Source organism: Pseudomonas sivasensis, from assembly GCF_013778505.1.
Taxonomy (GTDB): Bacteria; Pseudomonadota; Gammaproteobacteria; order Pseudomonadales; family Pseudomonadaceae; genus Aquipseudomonas; species Aquipseudomonas sivasensis.
Genome location: NZ_JAAOWU010000005.1, coordinates 24,956 through 43,532, shown reverse-complemented (window position 1 = coordinate 43,532; position 18,577 = coordinate 24,956). Strand labels below are relative to the sequence as shown.

Annotated in this window: 18 protein-coding genes; 8 read left to right on the top strand and 10 right to left on the bottom strand. The window is 61.4% G+C overall.

Annotation, left to right across the window (positions count from 1 at the left end; translation table 11 throughout):
- Positions 1-16 precede the first annotated feature (16 nt).
- Positions 17-1,171: a class C beta-lactamase gene (ampC, locus tag G9Q84_RS11135; protein ID WP_181643308.1), complete on the bottom strand. Its 1,155-nt coding sequence runs from the start codon at positions 1,169-1,171 to the stop codon at positions 17-19.
- A 204-nt stretch (positions 1,172-1,375) separates the two neighbouring features.
- Here ampC and G9Q84_RS11130 point away from each other — a divergent pair, with 204 nt between their 5' ends.
- Positions 1,376-2,560 (top strand): DUF2252 family protein, encoded by a 1,185-nt coding sequence (locus G9Q84_RS11130; protein ID WP_181643307.1) that lies wholly within the window; start codon positions 1,376-1,378, stop codon positions 2,558-2,560.
- A gap of 458 nt (positions 2,561-3,018) precedes the next feature.
- Here G9Q84_RS11130 and yghX read toward each other — a convergent pair whose 3' ends face one another.
- Positions 3,019-3,906 carry a YghX family hydrolase gene (yghX, locus tag G9Q84_RS11125; RefSeq protein WP_181643306.1) on the bottom strand — a complete coding sequence of 296 codons (888 nt, stop codon included), beginning with the start codon at positions 3,904-3,906 and terminating at the stop codon, positions 3,019-3,021.
- A gap of 44 nt (positions 3,907-3,950) precedes the next feature.
- Positions 3,951-4,439 (bottom strand): PaaI family thioesterase, encoded by a 489-nt coding sequence (locus tag G9Q84_RS11120; protein ID WP_181643305.1) that lies wholly within the window; start codon positions 4,437-4,439, stop codon positions 3,951-3,953.
- 86 nt (positions 4,440-4,525) lie between these two features.
- Between G9Q84_RS11120 and G9Q84_RS11115 the strand changes: the two genes are divergently transcribed.
- Positions 4,526-5,083 carry a YceI family protein gene (locus tag G9Q84_RS11115; protein WP_181643304.1) on the top strand — a complete coding sequence of 186 codons (558 nt, stop codon included), beginning with the start codon at positions 4,526-4,528 and terminating at the stop codon, positions 5,081-5,083.
- Here the strand turns inward: G9Q84_RS11115 and G9Q84_RS11110 are convergent.
- Positions 5,080-5,970 (bottom strand): DMT family transporter, encoded by an 891-nt coding sequence (locus G9Q84_RS11110; protein ID WP_032887172.1) that lies wholly within the window; start codon positions 5,968-5,970, stop codon positions 5,080-5,082. The two genes, G9Q84_RS11115 and G9Q84_RS11110, sit on opposite strands and share 4 nt — an antisense overlap.
- A gap of 90 nt (positions 5,971-6,060) precedes the next feature.
- Here G9Q84_RS11110 and G9Q84_RS11105 point away from each other — a divergent pair, with 90 nt between their 5' ends.
- Positions 6,061-7,386: an aminotransferase-like domain-containing protein gene (locus tag G9Q84_RS11105; RefSeq protein WP_181643303.1), complete on the top strand. Its 1,326-nt coding sequence runs from the start codon at positions 6,061-6,063 to the stop codon at positions 7,384-7,386.
- A 14-nt stretch (positions 7,387-7,400) separates the two neighbouring features.
- Here the strand turns inward: G9Q84_RS11105 and G9Q84_RS11100 are convergent, their stop codons facing one another.
- Entirely contained in the window at positions 7,401-7,826 is a 426-nt protein-coding gene (locus G9Q84_RS11100; protein ID WP_032887170.1) for a nuclear transport factor 2 family protein, read from the bottom strand.
- Between the two features lie 246 nt (positions 7,827-8,072).
- Between G9Q84_RS11100 and G9Q84_RS11095 the strand changes: the two genes are divergently transcribed.
- Both G9Q84_RS11095 and G9Q84_RS11090 read left to right on the top strand, forming a co-directional pair.
- Positions 8,073-8,291: a DUF6434 domain-containing protein gene (locus G9Q84_RS11095; RefSeq protein WP_032887169.1), complete on the top strand. Its 219-nt coding sequence runs from the start codon at positions 8,073-8,075 to the stop codon at positions 8,289-8,291.
- A complete protein-coding gene (locus G9Q84_RS11090) occupies positions 8,288-8,425 on the top strand; it encodes a hypothetical protein (protein ID WP_181643302.1) in 138 nt (45 codons plus the stop codon). Before G9Q84_RS11095 ends, G9Q84_RS11090 begins: the two co-directional genes overlap by 4 nt.
- A 120-nt stretch (positions 8,426-8,545) precedes the next feature.
- On the opposite strand, the gene G9Q84_RS11085 is transcribed toward G9Q84_RS11090, so the two are convergent.
- Together G9Q84_RS11085 and G9Q84_RS11080 are read right to left on the bottom strand one after the other, a co-directional pair.
- Positions 8,546-10,252: an amidase gene (locus tag G9Q84_RS11085; RefSeq protein ID WP_181643301.1), complete on the bottom strand. Its 1,707-nt coding sequence runs from the start codon at positions 10,250-10,252 to the stop codon at positions 8,546-8,548.
- Between the two features lie 57 nt (positions 10,253-10,309).
- Positions 10,310-11,137 carry a helix-turn-helix domain-containing protein gene (locus G9Q84_RS11080; protein WP_181643300.1) on the bottom strand — a complete coding sequence of 276 codons (828 nt, stop codon included), beginning with the start codon at positions 11,135-11,137 and terminating at the stop codon, positions 10,310-10,312.
- 44 nt (positions 11,138-11,181) lie between these two features.
- Here G9Q84_RS11080 and G9Q84_RS11075 point away from each other — a divergent pair, with 44 nt between their 5' ends.
- A complete protein-coding gene (locus tag G9Q84_RS11075; RefSeq protein WP_095184604.1) occupies positions 11,182-11,487 on the top strand; it encodes a DUF2834 domain-containing protein in 306 nt (101 codons plus the stop codon).
- Complete coding sequence (locus G9Q84_RS11070) at positions 11,480-11,902, top strand: MAPEG family protein (RefSeq protein WP_095184605.1); 423 nt, start codon at positions 11,480-11,482, stop codon at positions 11,900-11,902. Before G9Q84_RS11075 ends, G9Q84_RS11070 begins: the two co-directional genes overlap by 8 nt.
- 661 nt (positions 11,903-12,563) lie before the next feature.
- Here the strand turns inward: G9Q84_RS11070 and G9Q84_RS11065 are convergent.
- Together G9Q84_RS11065 and G9Q84_RS11060 are read right to left on the bottom strand one after the other, a co-directional pair.
- A complete protein-coding gene (locus G9Q84_RS11065; RefSeq protein ID WP_095184606.1) occupies positions 12,564-13,730 on the bottom strand; it encodes a GGDEF domain-containing protein in 1,167 nt (388 codons plus the stop codon).
- A gap of 108 nt (positions 13,731-13,838) precedes the next feature.
- Complete coding sequence (locus G9Q84_RS11060; protein ID WP_095184607.1) at positions 13,839-15,050, bottom strand: MFS transporter; 1,212 nt, start codon at positions 15,048-15,050, stop codon at positions 13,839-13,841.
- A gap of 144 nt (positions 15,051-15,194) precedes the next feature.
- Here G9Q84_RS11060 and G9Q84_RS11055 point away from each other — a divergent pair, with 144 nt between their 5' ends.
- Positions 15,195-15,986 (top strand): AraC family transcriptional regulator, encoded by a 792-nt coding sequence (locus tag G9Q84_RS11055; RefSeq protein ID WP_032885323.1) that lies wholly within the window; start codon positions 15,195-15,197, stop codon positions 15,984-15,986.
- Here the strand turns inward: G9Q84_RS11055 and G9Q84_RS11050 are convergent.
- Complete coding sequence (locus G9Q84_RS11050) at positions 15,961-18,519, bottom strand: bifunctional diguanylate cyclase/phosphodiesterase (RefSeq protein ID WP_181643299.1); 2,559 nt, start codon at positions 18,517-18,519, stop codon at positions 15,961-15,963. The two genes, G9Q84_RS11055 and G9Q84_RS11050, sit on opposite strands and share 26 nt — an antisense overlap.
- Positions 18,520-18,577 lie beyond the last annotated feature (58 nt).

Here is an 18,577-nt window from a genome sequence, read left to right as displayed (position 1 = left end):
GGGCTCGTGTCCGGCTTTAATGGTCCAGCGCACTCAACACTGCATGGGCGACTTTCACCCGCTCTGCATTCGGGTAGTTCTTGTTCGCCAGAATCACCACCCCTAATCCCTTGCTCGGCACGTAGGCCACATAGGCGCCAAAACCATTGGTGGAGCCGGTCTTGTTCACCAGCGAGTTGGCGTGGGGCGCCTGGGCAGGGGTTAGCCAGTTCACCTTGTGCGGCTCCATGGCCATTGGTGTGGAGTTGCCGTCAGTCAACGCATCGAGCGTGATGGGATAAGGGTACATTTCCCAGCCCAGCCCTTGGGTCATGCCGTCGACGGTGTAGTAGCCGGTATGAGTGATGCTGACCGCGCGTTGCACGGCGCTTTCCAGCTTCGCCGGGTTCATGTTGGCTTGCACATAACGCAGCAAGTCCGAGGCGCTGGTCTTGATGCCGTAAGCCTCACTGTCCATGGCGCCGGGGCCGACGCGCACCGGTTTGCCATCCTTGCCGTAGCCTTGTGCGTAGAGGCTCATCTGACTCGGCGGCACCTTGACGAAGGTGTGCTTGAGCCCAAGTTTGGGCAGCAGGGTTTTTTCCATCGCCTGATCGAACGGTTGCTTGAGGCTCTGCGCCGTCAGGTAGCCGAACAGGCCCAGGCTCGGGTTGGAATACAAACGCTGGGTGCCTGGGGCGAAGTCGGGCTTCCACTGCTGGAAGTAGCTGATCATGTGCTGATTGTTGTCAGCCTCCGGTGGAAATTGCAGAGGCAGGCCGCCGGCGGTGTAGGTGCCGAGGTTAAGAATGCTGATGTGATCAAACTTGCCGCCACCCAAGGCTGGAAGGTAGCCGCTGGCCGGGGCCGAAAGCTTGAGTTTGCCGGTAGCCGCCGCATAACCAGCGAGGGTGGCGGTGAAGGTTTTGCTCACCGACCCGACTTCGAACAGGGTGTTCTCGCTGACGGGCTGCCCCGTTTCCTGGGAGGCGACGCCGTAGTTGAAATAGTGCGCTTTGCCGTCCTGAACCACGCCGACCACAAGACCGGGAATGGCCTGTTGCTGCATCAGCGGCTTGACACTCGCGTCCACCACCGCCTGCAGATCGGTCGCGGCCAGGCAGTGGCCGGTAGCGACAAGGGCGGCTACCGCCGTGAGATTGCGCATGCCTGAGAACATAGATAGGGGCATGAGAGTGTTTCCATGAAAGTGATCGATTAAAAAAAGACCCTCGCGGGGGATGCAAATATAGGCAGTTCGCCTGCTCTGGGCAAACGATGAAGTCTCTTGCCTGGGTATAACGGGAGAAGGCCAACGTGATAAATTTTTTAGAAACATAATGAAACATTCTCCGAGGCGCACCGCTCTACCGCTACACCTGTACTGAGTTATTCCATGAAAACACCGCGCCCCTCCGCTCGTATGCCCCACCTGACCCAACTGCGAAACCTCAAGATGGCGCGCTCGGCGCACGCTTATGTGCGCGGCAGTACCGTTCAATTCTACGAGTGGCTGCACAGCTTGCCTGGACGCCGTTTGCCCCGCGGGCCAGCGATCTGGATCTGCGGCGACTGCCACGCTGGCAACCTTGGCCCCACCGGCGACACCAAGGGGCGCATCGATATGCATATCCGCGACCTGGACCAGGCAGTGATTGGCAACCCGGCCCACGACCTGGTGCGCCTGGCCTTGTCCCTGGCGACCGCCGCGCGAGGCTCGGACCTGCCGGGGGTAACCACCGCACGCATGCTCGAAGAAATGATGGTGGGCTACGAACAAGCCTTCAAAGACAAACCCGATGAAACGCCGCCACGCCCGTCCCAGGTCAAGGCAGGGATGCGCAACGCCGTGGCGCGCACCTGGAAGCACTTGGCCCGTGAGCGCATCGAAAGCGCCCGGCCGACCATCCCGTTAGGCAAGCATTTCTGGCCGTTGTCGCGGGCCGAAAAAAGTGCGCTGAAAGTCGTCTGCGCGTCGGACGAGATCCACCAGTTGGTTACTTCGCTCAAAGGCCGGCCCAAGGATGCCAAGGTCGAACTTTTGGATTGCGCTTATTGGGTCAAGGGCTGCAGCTCCCTTGGCTTGTTGCGCTACGCGGCCTTTCTCGGTGTTGGTGATAAGGATGATCAGGCGTATTGCCTGATCGATATCAAGGAGGCGGTCGGCGCCGCTGCACCCCGGGCCGCACGGGCGAAGATGCCGAGGGACAACGCCCGCCGGGTTGTGGAAGCTGCGCGTCAGCTGTCGCCGGGCCTTGGCGAGCGGATGGTGGCGACGCGGTTTCTGGATCACGGGTTTTTTATTCGCGAACTGCTGCCTCAGGACATGAAGTTGGAGTTGGATGAGTTGAGCGAGACTGACGCGATGCACGCTGCGGGTTATTTGGCTCGGGTGGTTGGCGTTGCTCATGCCCGGCAGATGGATCGGGCGACTCGTAAGGATTGGATGGCGGTTTTGCAGGAAAACCGGTCAAGGGAGTTGGATGCGCCTTCGTGGTTGTGGACCAGCGTGGTGCAGCTGGTGGGGAGTCATGAGCAGGGGTATTTGGATCATTGCCGGCGGTATGCTTTGGAGCATTGATGTCGAGGGGGTGATGGGTTTTGCGTAGGAGAGCTGGTAGATGTCTGTTTCTGCGTCAACGGCGGCCAGGGTTACGCCATTTGACTGATGGTCCCCTATCCAAATGTGGGAGGGGGCTTGCTCCCGATGGCGGCCTGACAGTCGACTCATATGTTGGTTGGGGTACATAGCCATCTCTGCGGTAACGGCGGCTTAGGGTTCCGCGCTTACAGCGGGTCACTTTTGGAAAGGCCGGAATGCCGGCCCAGCCAAAAGTAACCAAAAGGCTTTCGCCCCAACACTCGCTGCTTCGTCTGGAATCTGCATGCCCTCACTCCGGCTTGGATCTATGGCCCAGTGCGGCTAACCCGGCGTCCTGCCGGGTTGCCCACGGATTCAAGCCTGCGTTCGGCCAGCGCGTCTGACGGGGCGCTTTGGATCAAGATCAAAAGCAGGAGCAACAGCCAGAGCAGCGCCAGTCATGCCAGGTATTTGTTGAACCACCCCAGTGTTCTTTCCCATGCCAGATTGGCGGCTGCTTCGTCATAACGTGGCGTCGAGTCATTGTGGAAGCCGTGATTGGCGCCCTTGTAGATGAACGCTTCATAGGTTGTGCCGGCCGCTTTCAAGGCTGCCTCGTAGGGCGGCCAGCCTTCGTTGATGCGTGTATCCACCTCGCCGAAGTGCAGCATGATCGGCGCCTTGATCCGCGGTACGTCCTTGGCTTCCGGTTGGCGGCCGTAGAAGGAGACGGCTGCGCCCAGTTCGGGGTAGGCCACCGCTGCTGCGTTGGTCACGCCACCGCCGTAGCAGAAGCCGGTGATGCCGACTTTTCCGGTGCTGCTGTCGTGGTGCATCAGCCATTCGATGGCGGCGAAGAAGTCGTTCATCAGTTTGGTCGGGTCGACGGTCTGTTGCAGCGCTACGCCTTTTTCGTCATTGCCGGGGTAGCCGCCGACCGAGGTCAGACCGTCCGGGGCAAGGGCGATGAAGCCGGCTTTGGCCAGGCGTCGGGCGACGTCTTCGATATACGGGTTCAGGCCGCGGTTTTCGTGGACCACCACCACCGCCGGTAACTTGCCCGCAGCCTTGGCCGGGCGTACCAGGTAGCCGCGTACCGTGCCGTTGCCCTTGGGTGAAGGGTAGGTGACGTAGTCGGCGACGATGTCCGGGTCGGTGAATTTCACTTGCTCGGCCAGGGCGTAGTTAGGGCTCAGGGAGGCGAGCAGGGCGGAAGCGGTCAGGCCGCCAAAAGTGAACAGCGCAGCGCGGTCGAGAAACTCACGGCGGTTGATCTTGCCGTGGGCGTAGCCGTCGTAGAGTTCCAGCAGTTCGGGGGCAAAGTCTTTCGCGGTGAGACGAGTCATCGGTGCAATCCTCGATTAGCGGTGACAGTCAATGTAGACCAGCTTCAGTCCTCGCGGCCATGGGCGGCAGCGGCCAGTTGCCCGGTGTCGACGCGCACGAACACCGAGTCGCCGATCGCCGTGAGCACGTCGCCGGCGTATATCTCGCAGACCACGCGGGTTTTGCGCTTCACGTCGCCTTCGACCCTGGCGCGCAAGGTGAGGGTGACGCCCATGGGCGTGGGCTTGATGAATTTGATGCCGAGGTTGCCGGTCACGCAGTCAATACGTGGCAGGCTGCCGGGTTCGCGTTGCTCGGTGCGGTAGTGGTAGGCCATGGCGGTCCAGTTGGAATGGCAGTCCACCAGCATGGCGATCAGGCCGCCGTAGACCAGGTCCGGCCAGCCAGTGAAGTGAGCTTCTGGCGCGTGTTGGGCGATCAAATGGATGCCGTCTGCGTCCCAGCGGCTCTTGATGTGCAGCCCGTGAGGGTTGCTGCCCCCGCAGCCGTAGCAGATGCCTTCCGGTGCGGTGATGTCTTGTAGCGCTTGCATGCAACATCCTTATTGTTGTGGGCGACTATTCTGTTTAGCAGGACAAACGCGTGATGGGAATACATCCAGACTTTGCGGAGTGGTGCATGAAACGTGGATTTTTGCCGGTTGCGCTTGTCCTGGGCTTTATCGCCAGCGCCCAGGCGGTGGAGTACAAGGACGTCAATCACACTGCCAGCCAGATCAGTTTCACCTACGAACAACTGGGGCAGCGGATGTATGGGAGGTTCAAGGAATTCGAGAGCACCTTGGCCTTTGATACGCAGGCGCCGGAGGCGGGACACGCGCTGCTCAAGATCCAGCTCACCAGCATCAGCGCCGGCAGTGAGGATGCCAATGACACCCTGCAACGCGCGTCCTGGTTTGACACCGCGACCTATCCGGTCGGAGTGTATGAATCCACTGGGGTCAAGGCGCTGGGGGATAACCGCTTCAGGATCAGCGGCAACCTGACCATCAAGGGCACCACACGCCCGGTTGATGTAAAGGTGGTGCTCAAGGAGCTGGATGGCATTGGCGTGTTCGACGGCGAATTCATCCTCAATCGCGGCGATTTCAAGATCGGTGAGGGTGAATGGGCCGGCAATAGCGTGGTTTCCAACGACATCCATATCAAATTCAAGATGGTCGCACCGCAGCGCTAGCGGGCGAACTTCTTCGCACCGGCCACGCAGGCGATCACCGCCACCGTCACCAGCACCATGCCGAGACTGACCTGTTCATGCAGCAGGCCCGCCGCCAGCGCCAGGCCGAAGAACGGTTGCAGCAACTGCAACTGGCCGACGGCCGCGATGCCACCTTGAGCCAGGCCGCGATACCAGAACACAAAGCCGATCAACATGCTGAACAGCGCCACATAGCCCAGGCTCAGCCAGGCTGTCAGGCTGATGCCGGCAAAGCTTGGCGGAGCAAGGAGCAGGCCTAACGGCAGCACCACTGGCAGCGACACCACCAGCGCCCAGCAGATCACCTGCCAGCCGCCCAGGCTGCGCGACAGTTTCGCGCCCTCGGCATAGCCCAAGCCGCACACCAACACCGCCAGGAGCATCAGCAAATCGCCGGCCGGTGCGGCGCTCACGCCCTGGGCGAAGGCATAACCCATCACCAGGGCACTGCCCAGAATCGAAAACACCCAGAACACCGGTCGCGGCCGCTCGCCGCCGCGCAGTACGCCAAACACCGCCGTGGCCAGGGGGAGCAGGCCGATAAACACAATGGAATGGGCGGAGGTTACGTATTGCAGGGCCAGGGCGGTGAGCAGGGGGAAGCCGATCACCACGCCGAGGGAGACGATCAGCAGGGGCACCCATTGAGTGCGCGCGGGGCGTTTTTCCTTGAACAGCCACAGCAGAAGCAGCCCCAATGCGGCAGCGATGGCGGCGCGAATCATCGTCAGAAACACCGGATCGAATTCCATGACCGCCAAGCGCGTAGCGGGCAGTGAGCCGCTGAAAATCACCACGCCGATAAAGCCATTGATCCAACCCTGAGTGCTGTTGTCCAGGGCGTTGAGGGGAGACGTACGTTCCATGGGGGCTGTCCCGAAAAAGAGGAGTTGCGTGGTGCCCATCCTAGGATCGAGAATCAAGACAATCAAAAAATTGTCATGGATACATCGCCAATGCCCCGCGCCCGTTACAAGTCACTGGTCGACACCTTTGCCGAAGACATCCGCAGCGGAAGACTGCCCCCTGGTATGCGATTGCCTACCCATCGCCAATTGGCCGCGGATCAGGGCTTGGCGCTGGTCACCGCCAGTCGGGTGTACGCCGAGCTGGAGGCAATGGGGCTGGTCAGCGGAGAGACCGGGCGCGGCACCTTCGTGCGCGAGATTGCGTTGCCGCCAGGGCAGGGCAGTGGGCAGATGACCATTGCGGCGGGGATGCTCGACCTCAACTTCAATTACCCTTCGTTGCCGGGTCAGGCGGACTTGCTGCGCACTGCGTTGCGCCAATTGGCGCTGTCCGGTGACCTCGAAGCGCTGCTGCGTTATCAGCCCCACGCCGGTCGCCTGCATGAGCGCGCCACCATTGCCCGCCACCTGCTGAGCCGAGGGCTGACAGTGCAGGCCGAGCAGGTGTTGGTGGTCAGCGGCGCCCAACATGGGTTGGCGGTGGCGATGATGGCGTTGCTCAAGCCGGGGGATGTGATCGCGGTGGACGCGTTGACCTATTCGGGGTTCAAGGTGTTGGCAGAGACCCTGCATCTGGAAATCGTCGCGATTCCCGTCACCGCCAGCGGCCCGGACCTGGAATATCTGCATAGCGTGTGTCGCAAGCGTCCGGTTCGCGCGGTGTACAGCATGCCGACCCTGCACAATCCGCTGGGCTGGGTGATGGGCATGGCGCAGCGCGAGCAGCTGGTCGCCATCGCCCGCCAGCACAACCTGATGATCATTGAAGACGCGGCCTACGCGTTTTTAGTTGAGGACGCGCCAACGCCCCTGGCGAGCCTGGCACCGGAGCGTACGGTGTATGTGGGTGGGTTGTCGAAGAGTGTCGCCACAGGGCTGCGCGTGGGATTTGTCGCGGCGCCTGTTGCGTGGATGAAGGCGTTGGAGCGCACCATCATGGCGACCACCTGGAACGTGCCCGGGGTGATGAGCGCGATTGCCGTGGCCTGGATCGAGGACGGCACCGTTGCCCACTTGGAAGCACAAAAGCGCCAGGATGCCCGGGCTCGGCAAGCCTTGGCTGCGCAGGTGTTGAAGGGGGTGGCCCACACCAGCCACCCGTCATCGTATTTTTTGTGGCTGCCCCTGGCGGAAGATGCCCGCGCCGATCAAGTCGCCATGGCCTTGCAGCGCGAGGGCGTTTCCGTGTCCACCGCTGAGCCCTTTGCCGTTTCGGCCCAGGTGCCCCATGCGCTACGCCTGGCGTTGGGTTCGGTGGACATGCCGTCGCTGCGCGAGGCGTTGCTCAAGGTGCGCAACGTGGTGGCGTGGTGAGCCACCGCTAGCCATCAGAATTTAAAGGCCTGGCGACCGATCAGCAGCCAGTGGCCTTTCTGCTTTTGCCAGACCTGGAAGTTTTCGATATCGGTAGGCACTTCGACGCCACTGTTCACTGCCTGTGCGTGAAAGTGGTTGCGCACCAGTGCCGTGTCGCCTTGCAGAGTGATGGTTTGTTTTTGCATTTCCAGAGTCTTGAAGCCGCTGCGACCGGTCTCGATATCGGCGATGAATTCCTGTTTGTTCTGAATTTTGCCGCTGGAGTGGCCGTAGGTGAGTTGCTCGGCGGTGAGGGCCTGGAGCTGCTTGATGTCTTTGTGCAGCATGGCTTGGGTCAGGTGATCGACCGCTTGGGCTACGTCGTTGTCGGCGGGGGCTGCGGCCACGTAGCCGCTGAACAGGCACAGAAAACCGATCAGCACTTTGACGTTTTGCATGGGTGTTTCCTTATTGTTGTTGGGGTGTGCACGACAGCTATAGTCGTCGTACAACCATGCAATATTTGCCGGGTCTAAGGAAAGTAAAATTTTGAAATACCCTGACAAGTTTGGTGTTTGTAGGTTTTAGCTCCTTATACGATGTCCCAACACGCGGGGTGCTCGTACACGGCAGGTTTTGGCACTTCCTGGGTGGCTGGCACATCGCTATGCTAACGCCGACCCAACACCTGCCCGAGTGACAAAATGGATTTTGACTGGCACAGCGACCCCATCACCCGCGCCACCCCGGTGACCGCACACTACAAAAACACCCAGAACGTGCGGCGCTTCATGCGTGAGCACTGCGGGCCGACCTTCAAGTTCGATCGTCCCTTCATGGCCTGGATTCGCAACGATATCCCCAAGACCCTGGGCGACGTGGTGGATGAATGGCAGCGCCTGAACCATGACAACCGCCCATGATCACCCAGGGACTGGTGGTACTGATCAACTACGGCATTCACCTGGCGTCCGGCCTGTGGTTTGCCTTCACCCCCAAATCGCTGCCAGGTGCGGCTGTGTGCTGCCGGCATTTGTCGTTGAAACAAAGCCGGTAACTGACACGATGAGGATCAAAATGTGGGAGGGGGCTTGCTCCCGATGGCGGTGGTTCAGTTGGAATAGCTTTGCCTGATACACCGCCATCGGGAGCAAGCCCCCTCCCACAGGGTAAATCGTTAGTTTGTGATCAGTGGCGGGGTGCGCGGGGGAATCAATCGCTTGCTGCCGGTCGCTTCATACGCCGCCGCCAACCGCAGCAATGCCGAGTCATCATAAGCGCGCCCGGCAAATGTCAGCCCTACCGGCATGCCGATGTCCGCCATCACGCCCATCGGCACGGTGACGGTTGGCACGCCCAGGTGGCGGATGGCGAGGTTGCCGTTGGCCACCCAGATACCATTGCTCCAGGCGATATCGGCGCTGGCTTCGTTTACATCGGCATCCGCCGGGCCCACGTCGGCGACGGTGGGGAACAGCACAGCGTCGAGGCCGAGTGTTTCCATCCAGTCCTCCAGGTCGATTCGCCGGGTTTGCTCCAGGCCGCGCAGGCCATCGGGCACGGTGCTGATTTCATTCCAGGGCGTGATGCCGCGCTGGGCCATGCGCACGTATTCGTCCATGCCGGCGGCGAGGTCGTCTTCACGGTTGGGCAGGGTGCCGGGGTCGTGGGGGAAGATTTTCGGGCCGTCCACATCCGCCAGGCGGTTGAGGGTTGGGTCGTTGTTGGCGCGCAGGAAATCATCGAAAGCCCAGGCGGACAGTTCCCATAACTCGTCGTGCAGGAATTCCTTGGACACCAAACCTCTGGTGAACACCGTCGGCGCGCCGGGGCGATCGCCTTCGCAGTTGGACACCAGGGGGAAATCCACTTCGATGACTTCGGCGCCAGCCGCTTCCAGCGCCTTGCGGGCGTCTTTCCACAGGTCGATCACGCTGGCGCGGGTGTTGATCTGTTGCCCGGTCGGGCCGCCGATGCCGGGTTTTTCGCTGGTGCCGGCGTCGGGGTCGGCATTGATGTACATGCGCGGTACACCCAGGCGTTTGCCCGCGAGGGATTCAGCCGTCGCAGCCAGCTCAGCGTAAGACGCCGGGCGCACCGAGGCGACGCTGGGGATCGGCACCCAGGGTTGCAGGCGCCATAGGTCGCCACGGGTGTCGGGGTCTTCGGCGACCACCACATCGAGGACTTCCAGCAGGTCGGCCATGGTGCGGGCGTATGGCACCACCACGTCCATGGTTGGCGTCAGCGGCCAGTTGCCACGCACCGAAATCACCCCACGGGAGGGGGTGTAAGCGCACAGGCCATTGTTGGACGCCGGACCGCGTCCGCTGGACCAGGTTTCTTCTGCAAGGCCGAATGCCGCGAAACTGGCGGCGGTTGCAGTACCCGCGCCGTTGGAAGAGCCGGAGGCGAACGGTGCGGTGAGGTAGTCAGCGTTATAGGGGCTTTCGGCGCGGCCATATACGCCACGCTGCATGCCGCCATTGGCCATCGGCGGCATATTGGTCTTGCCCAGGCAAATGGCGCCACCGGCGCGCAGGCGTTCGATGGTGAACGCGTCGCGCTGGGCGGTCAGTTTGGCAAATGCCGGGCTGCCGGAGGCCGCAGTCAGGCCTTTGACCAGGTAACTGTCCTTGGCGGTGTAGGGAATGCCATCCAATGGCCCAAGCGTTTCGCACTTGGCCCGGCGTGCATCGGACGCCTCGGCCTCTTTGAGCGCGTGTGGGTTACGCACCACCACAGCGTTAAGCGCGGTGGCGGTCTGCGGGCCGTCGTACGCGTCGATCCGTGCGAGGTAAGCCTGGACCAATTCAACGGCAGTGGTCTGGCCGGATTCAAGCGCCGCGCGCAATTGGGCAATGGAGACTTCGGTAACTTGCATGACGTTTTCTTCGCCGCCTTCAGATGGAGGTATGGCCGCAGTCTACGTACAGATATTTCACAAAACCAGCGCCGAATAGTCCGCGAAGGCAGCGCGCATCACCTGCCAGGTCGCCTCGTCAGCCGGAATCAGATGCTCGATGCGCAGCGAGGTGAGGGTGATGTCCTGGGGCATGCCGAACGTGGTGAAGGTCGACAGAAAGTTCAGCTCGCCTTCGAGTGAGCGGATGCGCGTGAGCACCAGCGGCGGCATTTCGGTGGGTAATTGGGTGTGAGTCGGCGCTGGCAAACTCGCCATCAGCGCAGCCAATGCCGGATTGCCCAGCGCCTCGCGGGTTGCCCGTTGCCAGGCCAGGGTGCGGATCTCTTCGGCGTTGATGAGGTGGTCGCCCAGGCCACCGGTTTGCAGCAGGGTGGTCAGCAGGTTCAAGCCATCGGCTGCATCTGCTTTGATGCCCACCCGTTCAAACAACAGCCCGGTACTGACATTCGCCGCCAGCACTTGCCACTCACTGCCCAGCAGAATCGCAGGCGCGGGGTTGTTTGCATGCAGCACATGGTTGACCGCTTCGCGAACCGCGGCCATGGCCGGTGAGGCAAGCGGGGTCGCGGTGTAGCGCGGGGCGTAACCGGCGGCGAGGAACACGCGGTTGGATTGCTCCAGCGGTGTCTCCAGTGCCGTCAACAGGTTGTGCAGTGTCCCCGGACTAGGTGTGGCGCGACCGGTTTCGAGGCAACTGAGATGACGCTGAGAAATCCCGGTGATCAGGGCGAGGTCCAGTTGGCTCAACTTGGCCTGTCGGCGCAGTTGGCGCAGGTGTTCACCGGCGCTAGCAGGGTTTGCCGTGACGTGTTCATGACCTCCGAGGTCATTGCGAGGGGCCAAACCTTATCACTAAGGTGGGCCTCGATCACCTCAAGGACGACACCATGCACAGACCTTATATTGCCCTGGCCGGCTTGCTCGGTTTTTCGCTGTACACCCTGGTTACGATGCTGACTGCCGAGCAATCGCTGCTGGCCTTTGGGCGCGAGCTGATGTCTCGACCGGACACCGCGCAAGTGGTGATCGACCTTTACCTGATGGCGGTATTGGCGTGTGTATGGATGTATCGGGATGCGCGCGGGCGAGGGCGGTCAGTGCGTTCGGTGGTGCCGTACTTTTTATTGACGGCGGTGTTTGTGTCAGTGGGGCCGCTGCTCTATATCGTGGTGCAGGGAGTCAGGGATGAATGACCTCCTGAGAGTCTATGCCCTGTGTGTACTGGTGCTATGCCTGAAGATGTTTGCGGTTTCCTGCTACCAAGGGTATTTCCGCATTCGAGGCCTGGCATTCACCAACGCTGAAGATGCGGCTTTCTTTAAGCGCGCCAGGCATTCGATAGAGCTGCCACCGGTTGGCCGAGCGAGCAGAGCGTGGGCCAATGATCTGGAGAACATCCCCGTGTTTTTTGTGCTGGGAGGGCTGTGTGTTGCGCTGGAGGCGCCCGCTGTGGCGAGTGCGTGGTTGTTTGGCGGTTTTACCCTGGCCCGTCTGGCGCATACGGTGACGTATCTGGCGGGTTGGCAACCTTGGCGAACGCTGGCGTATGGGGTCGGGGTGATCTGTTTGCTCGGGCTTGGCGCGATGACTTGTTGCAGGCTTGTCTGAAATTCAGCGGCATCCCGCTTACTTCTGTAGTGAGCGAGCTTGCCTCGCGCGGGGCAAGCCCGCTCACCACAAAAAGCGCCTCACTGACTCAAACCCATCGCCTGCCTTTGGTTGTCTTGATACGCCGTGACCTGTAACTGGCCTTGAAGTCGTATGGGGTCGGGGTGATCTGTTTGCTCGGGCTTGGCGCGATGACTTGTTGCAGGCTTGTCTGAAATTCAGCGGCCTCCCGCTTACTTCTGTAGTGAGCGAGCTTGCCTCGCGCGGGGCAAGCCCGCTCACCACAAAAGCGCCTCACGGACTCAAACCCATCGCCTGCCTTTGGTTGTCTTGATACGCCATGACGTGTAACTGGCCTTGAAGTCGTATGGGGTCGGGGTGATCTGCTTGCTCGGGCTTGGCGCGATGACTTGTTGCAGGCTTGTCTGAAATTCAGTGGCATCCCGCTCACTTCTGTAGTGAGCGAGCTTGCCTCGCGCGGGGCAAGCCCGGTCACCACAAAAGCGCCTCACTGACTCAAACCCATCGCCTGCCTTTGGTTGTCTTGATACGCCGTGACCTGTAACTGGCCTTGAAGTCTCCGGCGCCACCGGCGGACTGCTCACACCGAAGCGTTGGAGTCGGTCAGGACGGGGCGGAGTGTGGGGGTTAGTTACGATCTCTAACCGTAGGGCGTGGCGCCCCTGCGATCCACCAACCGGATACTGTCCCGCCCACCCCGCTTGGACTCATACAGCGTCGTATCCCCTTGCTCAATCAACGCCGCCAGGCTCTCCGGCGGCTGATCGAACAGGTTGGCGCCAATGCTCAGGGTCACCGGTTGCGGGGTGCTGAAGCTCTGCGAGGCCAGTTGCTGAAACTGGTCGCGCAGGCTGCTGCCCAGTTCGACTATCTGCTCAGCCGACGTGGGATTGAGCAGGATCACAAACTCATCGCCGCCCAGCCGTGCTGCCAGTGCGCCTCGGGGCACGACGGCGCGGATCATTTCGCTCAATGCGATCAACAGGCGGTCGCCGGCGGTGTGGCCGTGGAGGTCGTTGACGCCTTTGAAGTTGTCGATGTCGATCAGCAGCAGTGCGCCGGGTTGGGTCGAAGATACCTGGGCCAGCAGGCGAGGGGCGCGCAGGTCGAGGGCGCGACGGTTATAGAGGGCGGTGAGTGGATCGCGGGCGGCGAGGCGGGCGATCTGTTGTTCGCGGCGGTAGCGTTCGGAACCCGTCATGGACAAGGCAATCAGCATGATTGCCATGGCGCCTTCCACCAGGGAGATCTGGATGATCTCGCCCTTGAAGGCGGCGAGGTCGATCAGGGTGCCGGGAATGACCACCGACAGCGTTTTGGCCACGTAAAAGGTCCCGTGGAGCAGCAGCACAAAACGCAACTGCACCGCGCCGACGCTCAGGGACCGGCCATGGGGCCGCAGCAGGAAACTGGCGCGCAGGGTGGGCAGGGCGACCAACAGCGATTGCACCGCCAGCATGGCTTTGGACCATGATTGGTCCGTTGGCAGCGCGAGCATGGCGAACCAGATCACGGGCATCAGGGCCCAGGCGCGTGACACGCGTACTTGGGTAAACCGCGCCACGCCGAGCAGAAACAGGAAGTGTGCGGTCACCAGCAAACCGTTGGCGAACCAGATGCCGATGACTAAAAAGCCATTAATGCGCAGCAGGGCCAGGAGCGAACCGATGGTGATGGTGGCGAAACCGCTGCTCCACAACAGCAGCGAGGGTTCGCGCACGCTGCGCCATTCGACCAGCAGGTAAAGGGCGGCAGCGGCTGCCAAGGCAACGGTGAGTGCCAAAATCGTGGGAGGGTCGAGCGTCATTTCTTGCTGGGTCTGCCTGGTGTGCGTTTAAACCGGGATTGTAAGCGCACACGCAGGTTTTTCAGAGCATTCTGTGTAGTGGCACACAGCCAGCCGATGATCGGCGGGTCAAACGCCTTTGGTCGACGGCAGCAGAATCGTCAGGATACCCACCAGCGGCAGGAACGAGCACAGTTTGTAGACGTACTCGATGCCGTGGTTATCCGCGAGCAAACCGAGCAACGCCGCGCCAATCCCGCTGAAACCGAACATCAGGCCAAAGAACACACCTGCGATCATCCCGACATTGCCCGGCACCAGTTCTTGGGCAAACACCACAATGGCCGAGAACGCCGAAGCCAGGATAAAGCCAATCACCACACTGAGCACGGCGGTCCAGAACAGATCGACGTAGGGCAGGGCCAGGGTGAAGGGCGCGGCGCCGAGGATGGAGAACCAGATGACTTTCTTGCGGCCGATTTTGTCGCCGATCGGGCCGCCCGCGAAGGTGCCCACGGCCACCGCACCGAGGAACAGGAACAGGTACATCTGGGAACTCGATACCGACAGGTGGAATTTTTCAATCAGGTAAAACGTGAAGTAGCTGGTCAGGCTGGTCATGTAGAAGTACTTGGAGAACACCAGCACTGCGAGCACCACCAGGGCAAACGTCACGCGGCCTTTGGACAAGCCGTGGGTGGCTTTGCCGCCTTGCTTGAGCTTGAACAGCGCGAGGTGGTTGCGGTACCAGCGGCTCAAGCCATACAGCACCAGGATCGCGAACACCGCGAACAGACCGAACCAGGCGATATTGCCCTGGCCGTAGGGAATGATGATCGCCGCTGCCAGCAACGGGCCGAAGGCGCTGCCGGTGTTGCCACCGACCTGGAAGGTCGATTGCGCAAGGCCGTAGCGTCCGCCGGAAGCCAGGCGCGCCACGCGGGAGGTTTCCGGGTGGAAGGTCGACGAGCCTACGCCCACCAGACCCGCCGCCAGCAGGATCGCCGGGAAGCTGCCGACAAACGCCAGCATCAGGATGCCGATCAATGTGCACACCATGCCGGCCGGCAGCAGCCAAGGCTTGGGATGACGATCAGTGTGGTAGCCGATCCACGGTTGCAGCAGCGAGGCGGTCAGTTGGAAGGTCAGGGTGATCAGGCCCACCTGGGCAAACGTCAGTCCGTAATTGGCCTTGAGCATGGGGTAGATCGACGGCAGCACGGCCTGGATCAGGTCATTGATCAGGTGCGCCAAAGCGCAGGCACCGAGGATACGCATAACTAATGGGCTTGCTTGGGGCGCACTGGTAGCAGTGGCGGGTGACGCGGTGAGTGTCGACATGCAGGCATTCCATACAAGGCAGCGAACAGGGGCCGCCAATACGTGGCTGGCGGCCCATTTCAAATTGTGTCGGGCTTTATGCTAGATTCAGTAAAAATGTCTGTCTCACGAAATTCGGGCAGTAACTGTCGCAAAAAGGGCTAAATGATCAAGTCACTGGATAAATTCCTGCAGGAGATCGACGAAGGCGAGTGGGCCGTGATCAGTTCGGCCACCGACTATCCTGAAAACTGGGTGATCCCCGACCACAGCCACGAGAAGCATCAACTGCTCTACGCGACCGAAGGGGTCATGGTAGTGCATTCGGCGCAGAACCAGTGGACAGTGCCGCCCAATCGCGGCTTCTGGATGCCCTGCGGGCACGTGCATTCCCTGCGCTGCGTAGGGCCGCTGAAAATGCGCAGCGTGTTTGTGCGCCCCGACAGCTTCCCCAATCTGCCCACCGAAACCAAGGCTGTGAGCATCTCGCCGCTGCTGAGCGAGCTGATCAAGGCCTCGGTCAGCCTCAAGCCACCTTATGCCGAAGACTCGCGGGATGCGCGGATCATGCACCTGATCCTCGACGAACTGGCCATCCTGCCCGCGTTGCCGTTATCCCTGCCACAGCCTGCCGACCCGCGTATCCAGCGGATCTGCCTGGCGCTGCAACAGAATCCGGGCGATGCCTCGACAGTGGCGCACTGGAGCGAGCGCCTGGGCCTGGATCAGAAAACCATCCAGCGCCTGTTTCGCAAGGAAACCGCCATGACCTTCGGCCAATGGCGCCAACAGGCGCGGTTGCTACTGGCCCTGGAGCGCATGGCGATGGGGGAAAAGATCATCGACGTAGCGTTGGAGCTGGGCTACGAAAGCCCCAGCGCCTTCACCAGCATGTTCAAGAAACAGTTCGGCAAGACGCCGAGCCTGTTTTTCAAACCGGGCCCAGCAGCCGGTTGAACGCGTCGGTATCCAGCGGGCGGCTGAGGAAGTAGCCCTGGCCTTCATCACAGGCCACGGCCTTGAGCATCGCCAGGTGCTCGGCGGTTTCGATGCCTTCGGCGGTCACCGTGAGTGCCAGGGCACGTCCCAGGCCGACGATGGCATGGATGATGGCTTGGTCGTCCTCGCTGTCTTCCAGTCGGGTCAGAAAGCTGCGGTCTATTTTCAAGCCATCGAACGGGAACGCGCGCAGGTAGCTCAGTGATGAATACCCGGTGCCAAAGTCGTCCATGGCGATGCGGATGCCCAGTTGTTTGAGGGCGCGCATCACGTCCAGCGCACCGACGGCGTCTTCGAGCATGACGCTTTCGGTGATTTCCAGTTCCACCCGCGCCGGTTCGATACCCGATGCCTGCAACGCGTGACGCACGCGCTCCATCAGGTTGCCGCGCTTGAACTCGGTCGGCGACAGGTTGACCGACACAAACAACGCATCCGGCCACTGGGCGGCACAGGCACAGGCGGTTTCCAGCACCCAGTCACTCAGCGACAGGATCAGGCCGGACTCTTCGGCAATCGGGATAAAGGTGTCCGGCGCGATCAGGCCGCGCTCCGGGTGTTGCCAGCGCACCAGCGCTTCGGCGCCGACCATCTGCCCGTCGGCTATGCGGTAACGCGGCTGAAAGTGCAGGCGCAATTCCCCATGTTTGATCCCATAGCGCAGGTCGCTTTCCAGGCGTCGACGCTCGATGATTCGTGCATTCATCTCGCCGGAGTAGAAGCGCCAGGTATTGCGCCCGGCGGACTTGGCCTCGTACAGCGCGATGTCCGCGTAGCGCAGCATTTCGGTGACGTTGCCGGCGTCATTGGGCGCCAGCGCAATACCGATGCTGGCGCTGATAAACACTTCCTGCTCATCGATCCGGATCGCGCGCTCAAGGGAGACGATCAAGCGTTTGCAAAAGTTTTCGACGTCGTCCTGGGTGCCGGCATCGCTGAGGATCAGCACAAATTCATCGCCGCCAACCCGCGCCACCAGATCACCGTGGCGCACGCAGTCGGTCAGGCGGCTCGACACTTCATTGAGCACCCGGTCGCCGGCGGCATGCCCGAGCAAGTCATTGACCGGTTTGAATCGGTCCAGGTCCAGGCTGAGCATGACCAAGGGTTGCTCAACGAGGGGCAGCGTCTTGAGCTTGGCGTCCAGGAAGGCTTGCAGACGCGTGCGATTGGGCAACCCGGTCAGGGCGTCATGCTGGGACAAAAATTCAATGCGTCTGCGCGCCTCGACTTCTTCAGTCACGTCGGTGGCGGTGCCGCGAAACCCGCCGCACGGCATTTTCCGCGCCGATAGCCGGGTGGTGCGCTCTTGCCCTTGGGCATCCACATACAGGCATTGCACGCTGAGGTCCGGGCGTCGGCCGGGCGTGCACAGCCACTGTGACAACAAACCGTCTTCGGTGCCCAGCAGGTCATTCATGGCCGCGCCGATCCAGGCGTCGCGGGTCAACCCGGTTACGCTTTCGAAACGCTCCGAGAGGTAGGTAAAGCGCCAATCGCCGTTGATCTCCCAGACCCAGTCGGAACTGGCTTCTACCACATCGCGAAAGCGCGCTTCGCTGGTGGCCAAGGCGTTCTGGCTGGTTTGCAGCGAGCTGTGACTGGCATCCAGCGCCAGGGCGGCGGCTGTGCTGCGGCGCAAGATCATCCACGTCATCAGGCACACCAGCAGCGCGGCCAGGCCCAGCAAGGGCAGGCCGACGCCAATGAGGCGTCGGCCGGGCTGTTCCGGCTGCCAGTACAGGCTACCGGCGCTGCCGTTGTCGCCGAGGGGTAAAAACACGCCCTTGGCGATGTCTTCAGGGGTGGCGATGTGCAGGTTGCCCACGCCGAAGTCATCGCCGATCAGGCCCAATTTGGCGCTGTCGAGGATGTCGACAAAGACCAGCACCGAGGCTGGCCTACCGTCTGCAACCACCGTGGGGTCGGTGCCCGGCGTAATGGCTGCGGCAGCCACCAGGGCGGGGCTGCCGCGTACGTTGATGAACGTGCTCACCGGGGTTTCGTTGTCTACGCCGGCGCGAGCCTGTTCGAGCAGTTGGGTGAGGGGCTGATCGAGCCATTCGCTGAGCTCAAAGGTTTGCAGTTCGCCTTCGACCACGGTGTACACCGTGCGATTGGCATCGTTGACCACAAACAGGCCCTGAAAACCGAAGTCTTGGAACAGTGTGGGCCCGATATTGCCGCGCTCGAAGGCCCAATCCTTGTCCACCTGTACATGCAGGTGCTTGTAGGCATCGCTCCAGAACGCGTAGTCCTTGACCGTCACCCGCATGGCTTTTTCCATGGACTGTATGGCTTTGCGAGTATGGAACGCGCTTTCGGCCTGCTCGGTGCGGTCCAGGTCATGGGCGATGTAAAGCAGTGAGTAAGCCGCTGCCGCAAAGACAACGGCCAGCAAGGCCATGAAATTCAACAGTGACGTGCGTGCCAGTGACAGGCTGGTGCGGGTGGACAGCGAGCGGACGATTGGAGCGAGAGAGTTGGGCATTATTTAGCGCAGGGCCTCGCTGCAAGTCAGGGGTATGACAAGTTATCGGCGGCCCTTG

What these genes read in the sequence shown, in the direction of transcription:
- G9Q84_RS11120 (WP_181643305.1), bottom strand. Translation starts at nt 4,439, where the DNA reads ATGCAAGCGCTACAAGACATCACCGCACCGGAAGGCATCTGCTACGGC.
- G9Q84_RS11065 (WP_095184606.1), bottom strand. Translation starts at nt 13,730, where the DNA reads ATGACGCTCGACCCTCCCACGATTTTGGCACTCACCGTTGCCTTGGCA.
- G9Q84_RS11050 (WP_181643299.1), bottom strand. Translation starts at nt 18,519, where the DNA reads ATGCCCAACTCTCTCGCTCCAATCGTCCGCTCGCTGTCCACCCGCACC.
- G9Q84_RS11130 (WP_181643307.1), top strand. Translation starts at nt 1,376, where the DNA reads ATGAAAACACCGCGCCCCTCCGCTCGTATGCCCCACCTGACCCAACTG.
- G9Q84_RS11095 (WP_032887169.1), top strand. Translation starts at nt 8,073, where the DNA reads ATGGATTTTGACTGGCACAGCGACCCCATCACCCGCGCCACCCCGGTG.
- G9Q84_RS11090 (WP_181643302.1), top strand. Translation starts at nt 8,288, where the DNA reads ATGATCACCCAGGGACTGGTGGTACTGATCAACTACGGCATTCACCTG.
- G9Q84_RS11055 (WP_032885323.1), top strand. Translation starts at nt 15,195, where the DNA reads ATGATCAAGTCACTGGATAAATTCCTGCAGGAGATCGACGAAGGCGAG.
- G9Q84_RS11070 (WP_095184605.1), top strand. Translation starts at nt 11,480, where the DNA reads ATGAATGACCTCCTGAGAGTCTATGCCCTGTGTGTACTGGTGCTATGC.
- ampC (WP_181643308.1), bottom strand. Translation starts at nt 1,171, where the DNA reads ATGCCCCTATCTATGTTCTCAGGCATGCGCAATCTCACGGCGGTAGCC.
- G9Q84_RS11110 (WP_032887172.1), bottom strand. Translation starts at nt 5,970, where the DNA reads ATGGAACGTACGTCTCCCCTCAACGCCCTGGACAACAGCACTCAGGGT.
- G9Q84_RS11100 (WP_032887170.1), bottom strand. Translation starts at nt 7,826, where the DNA reads ATGCAAAACGTCAAAGTGCTGATCGGTTTTCTGTGCCTGTTCAGCGGC.
- yghX (WP_181643306.1), bottom strand. Translation starts at nt 3,906, where the DNA reads ATGACTCGTCTCACCGCGAAAGACTTTGCCCCCGAACTGCTGGAACTC.
- G9Q84_RS11060 (WP_095184607.1), bottom strand. Translation starts at nt 15,050, where the DNA reads ATGTCGACACTCACCGCGTCACCCGCCACTGCTACCAGTGCGCCCCAA.
- G9Q84_RS11105 (WP_181643303.1), top strand. Translation starts at nt 6,061, where the DNA reads ATGCCCCGCGCCCGTTACAAGTCACTGGTCGACACCTTTGCCGAAGAC.
- G9Q84_RS11115 (WP_181643304.1), top strand. Translation starts at nt 4,526, where the DNA reads ATGAAACGTGGATTTTTGCCGGTTGCGCTTGTCCTGGGCTTTATCGCC.
- G9Q84_RS11085 (WP_181643301.1), bottom strand. Translation starts at nt 10,252, where the DNA reads ATGCAAGTTACCGAAGTCTCCATTGCCCAATTGCGCGCGGCGCTTGAA.
- G9Q84_RS11075 (WP_095184604.1), top strand. Translation starts at nt 11,182, where the DNA reads ATGCACAGACCTTATATTGCCCTGGCCGGCTTGCTCGGTTTTTCGCTG.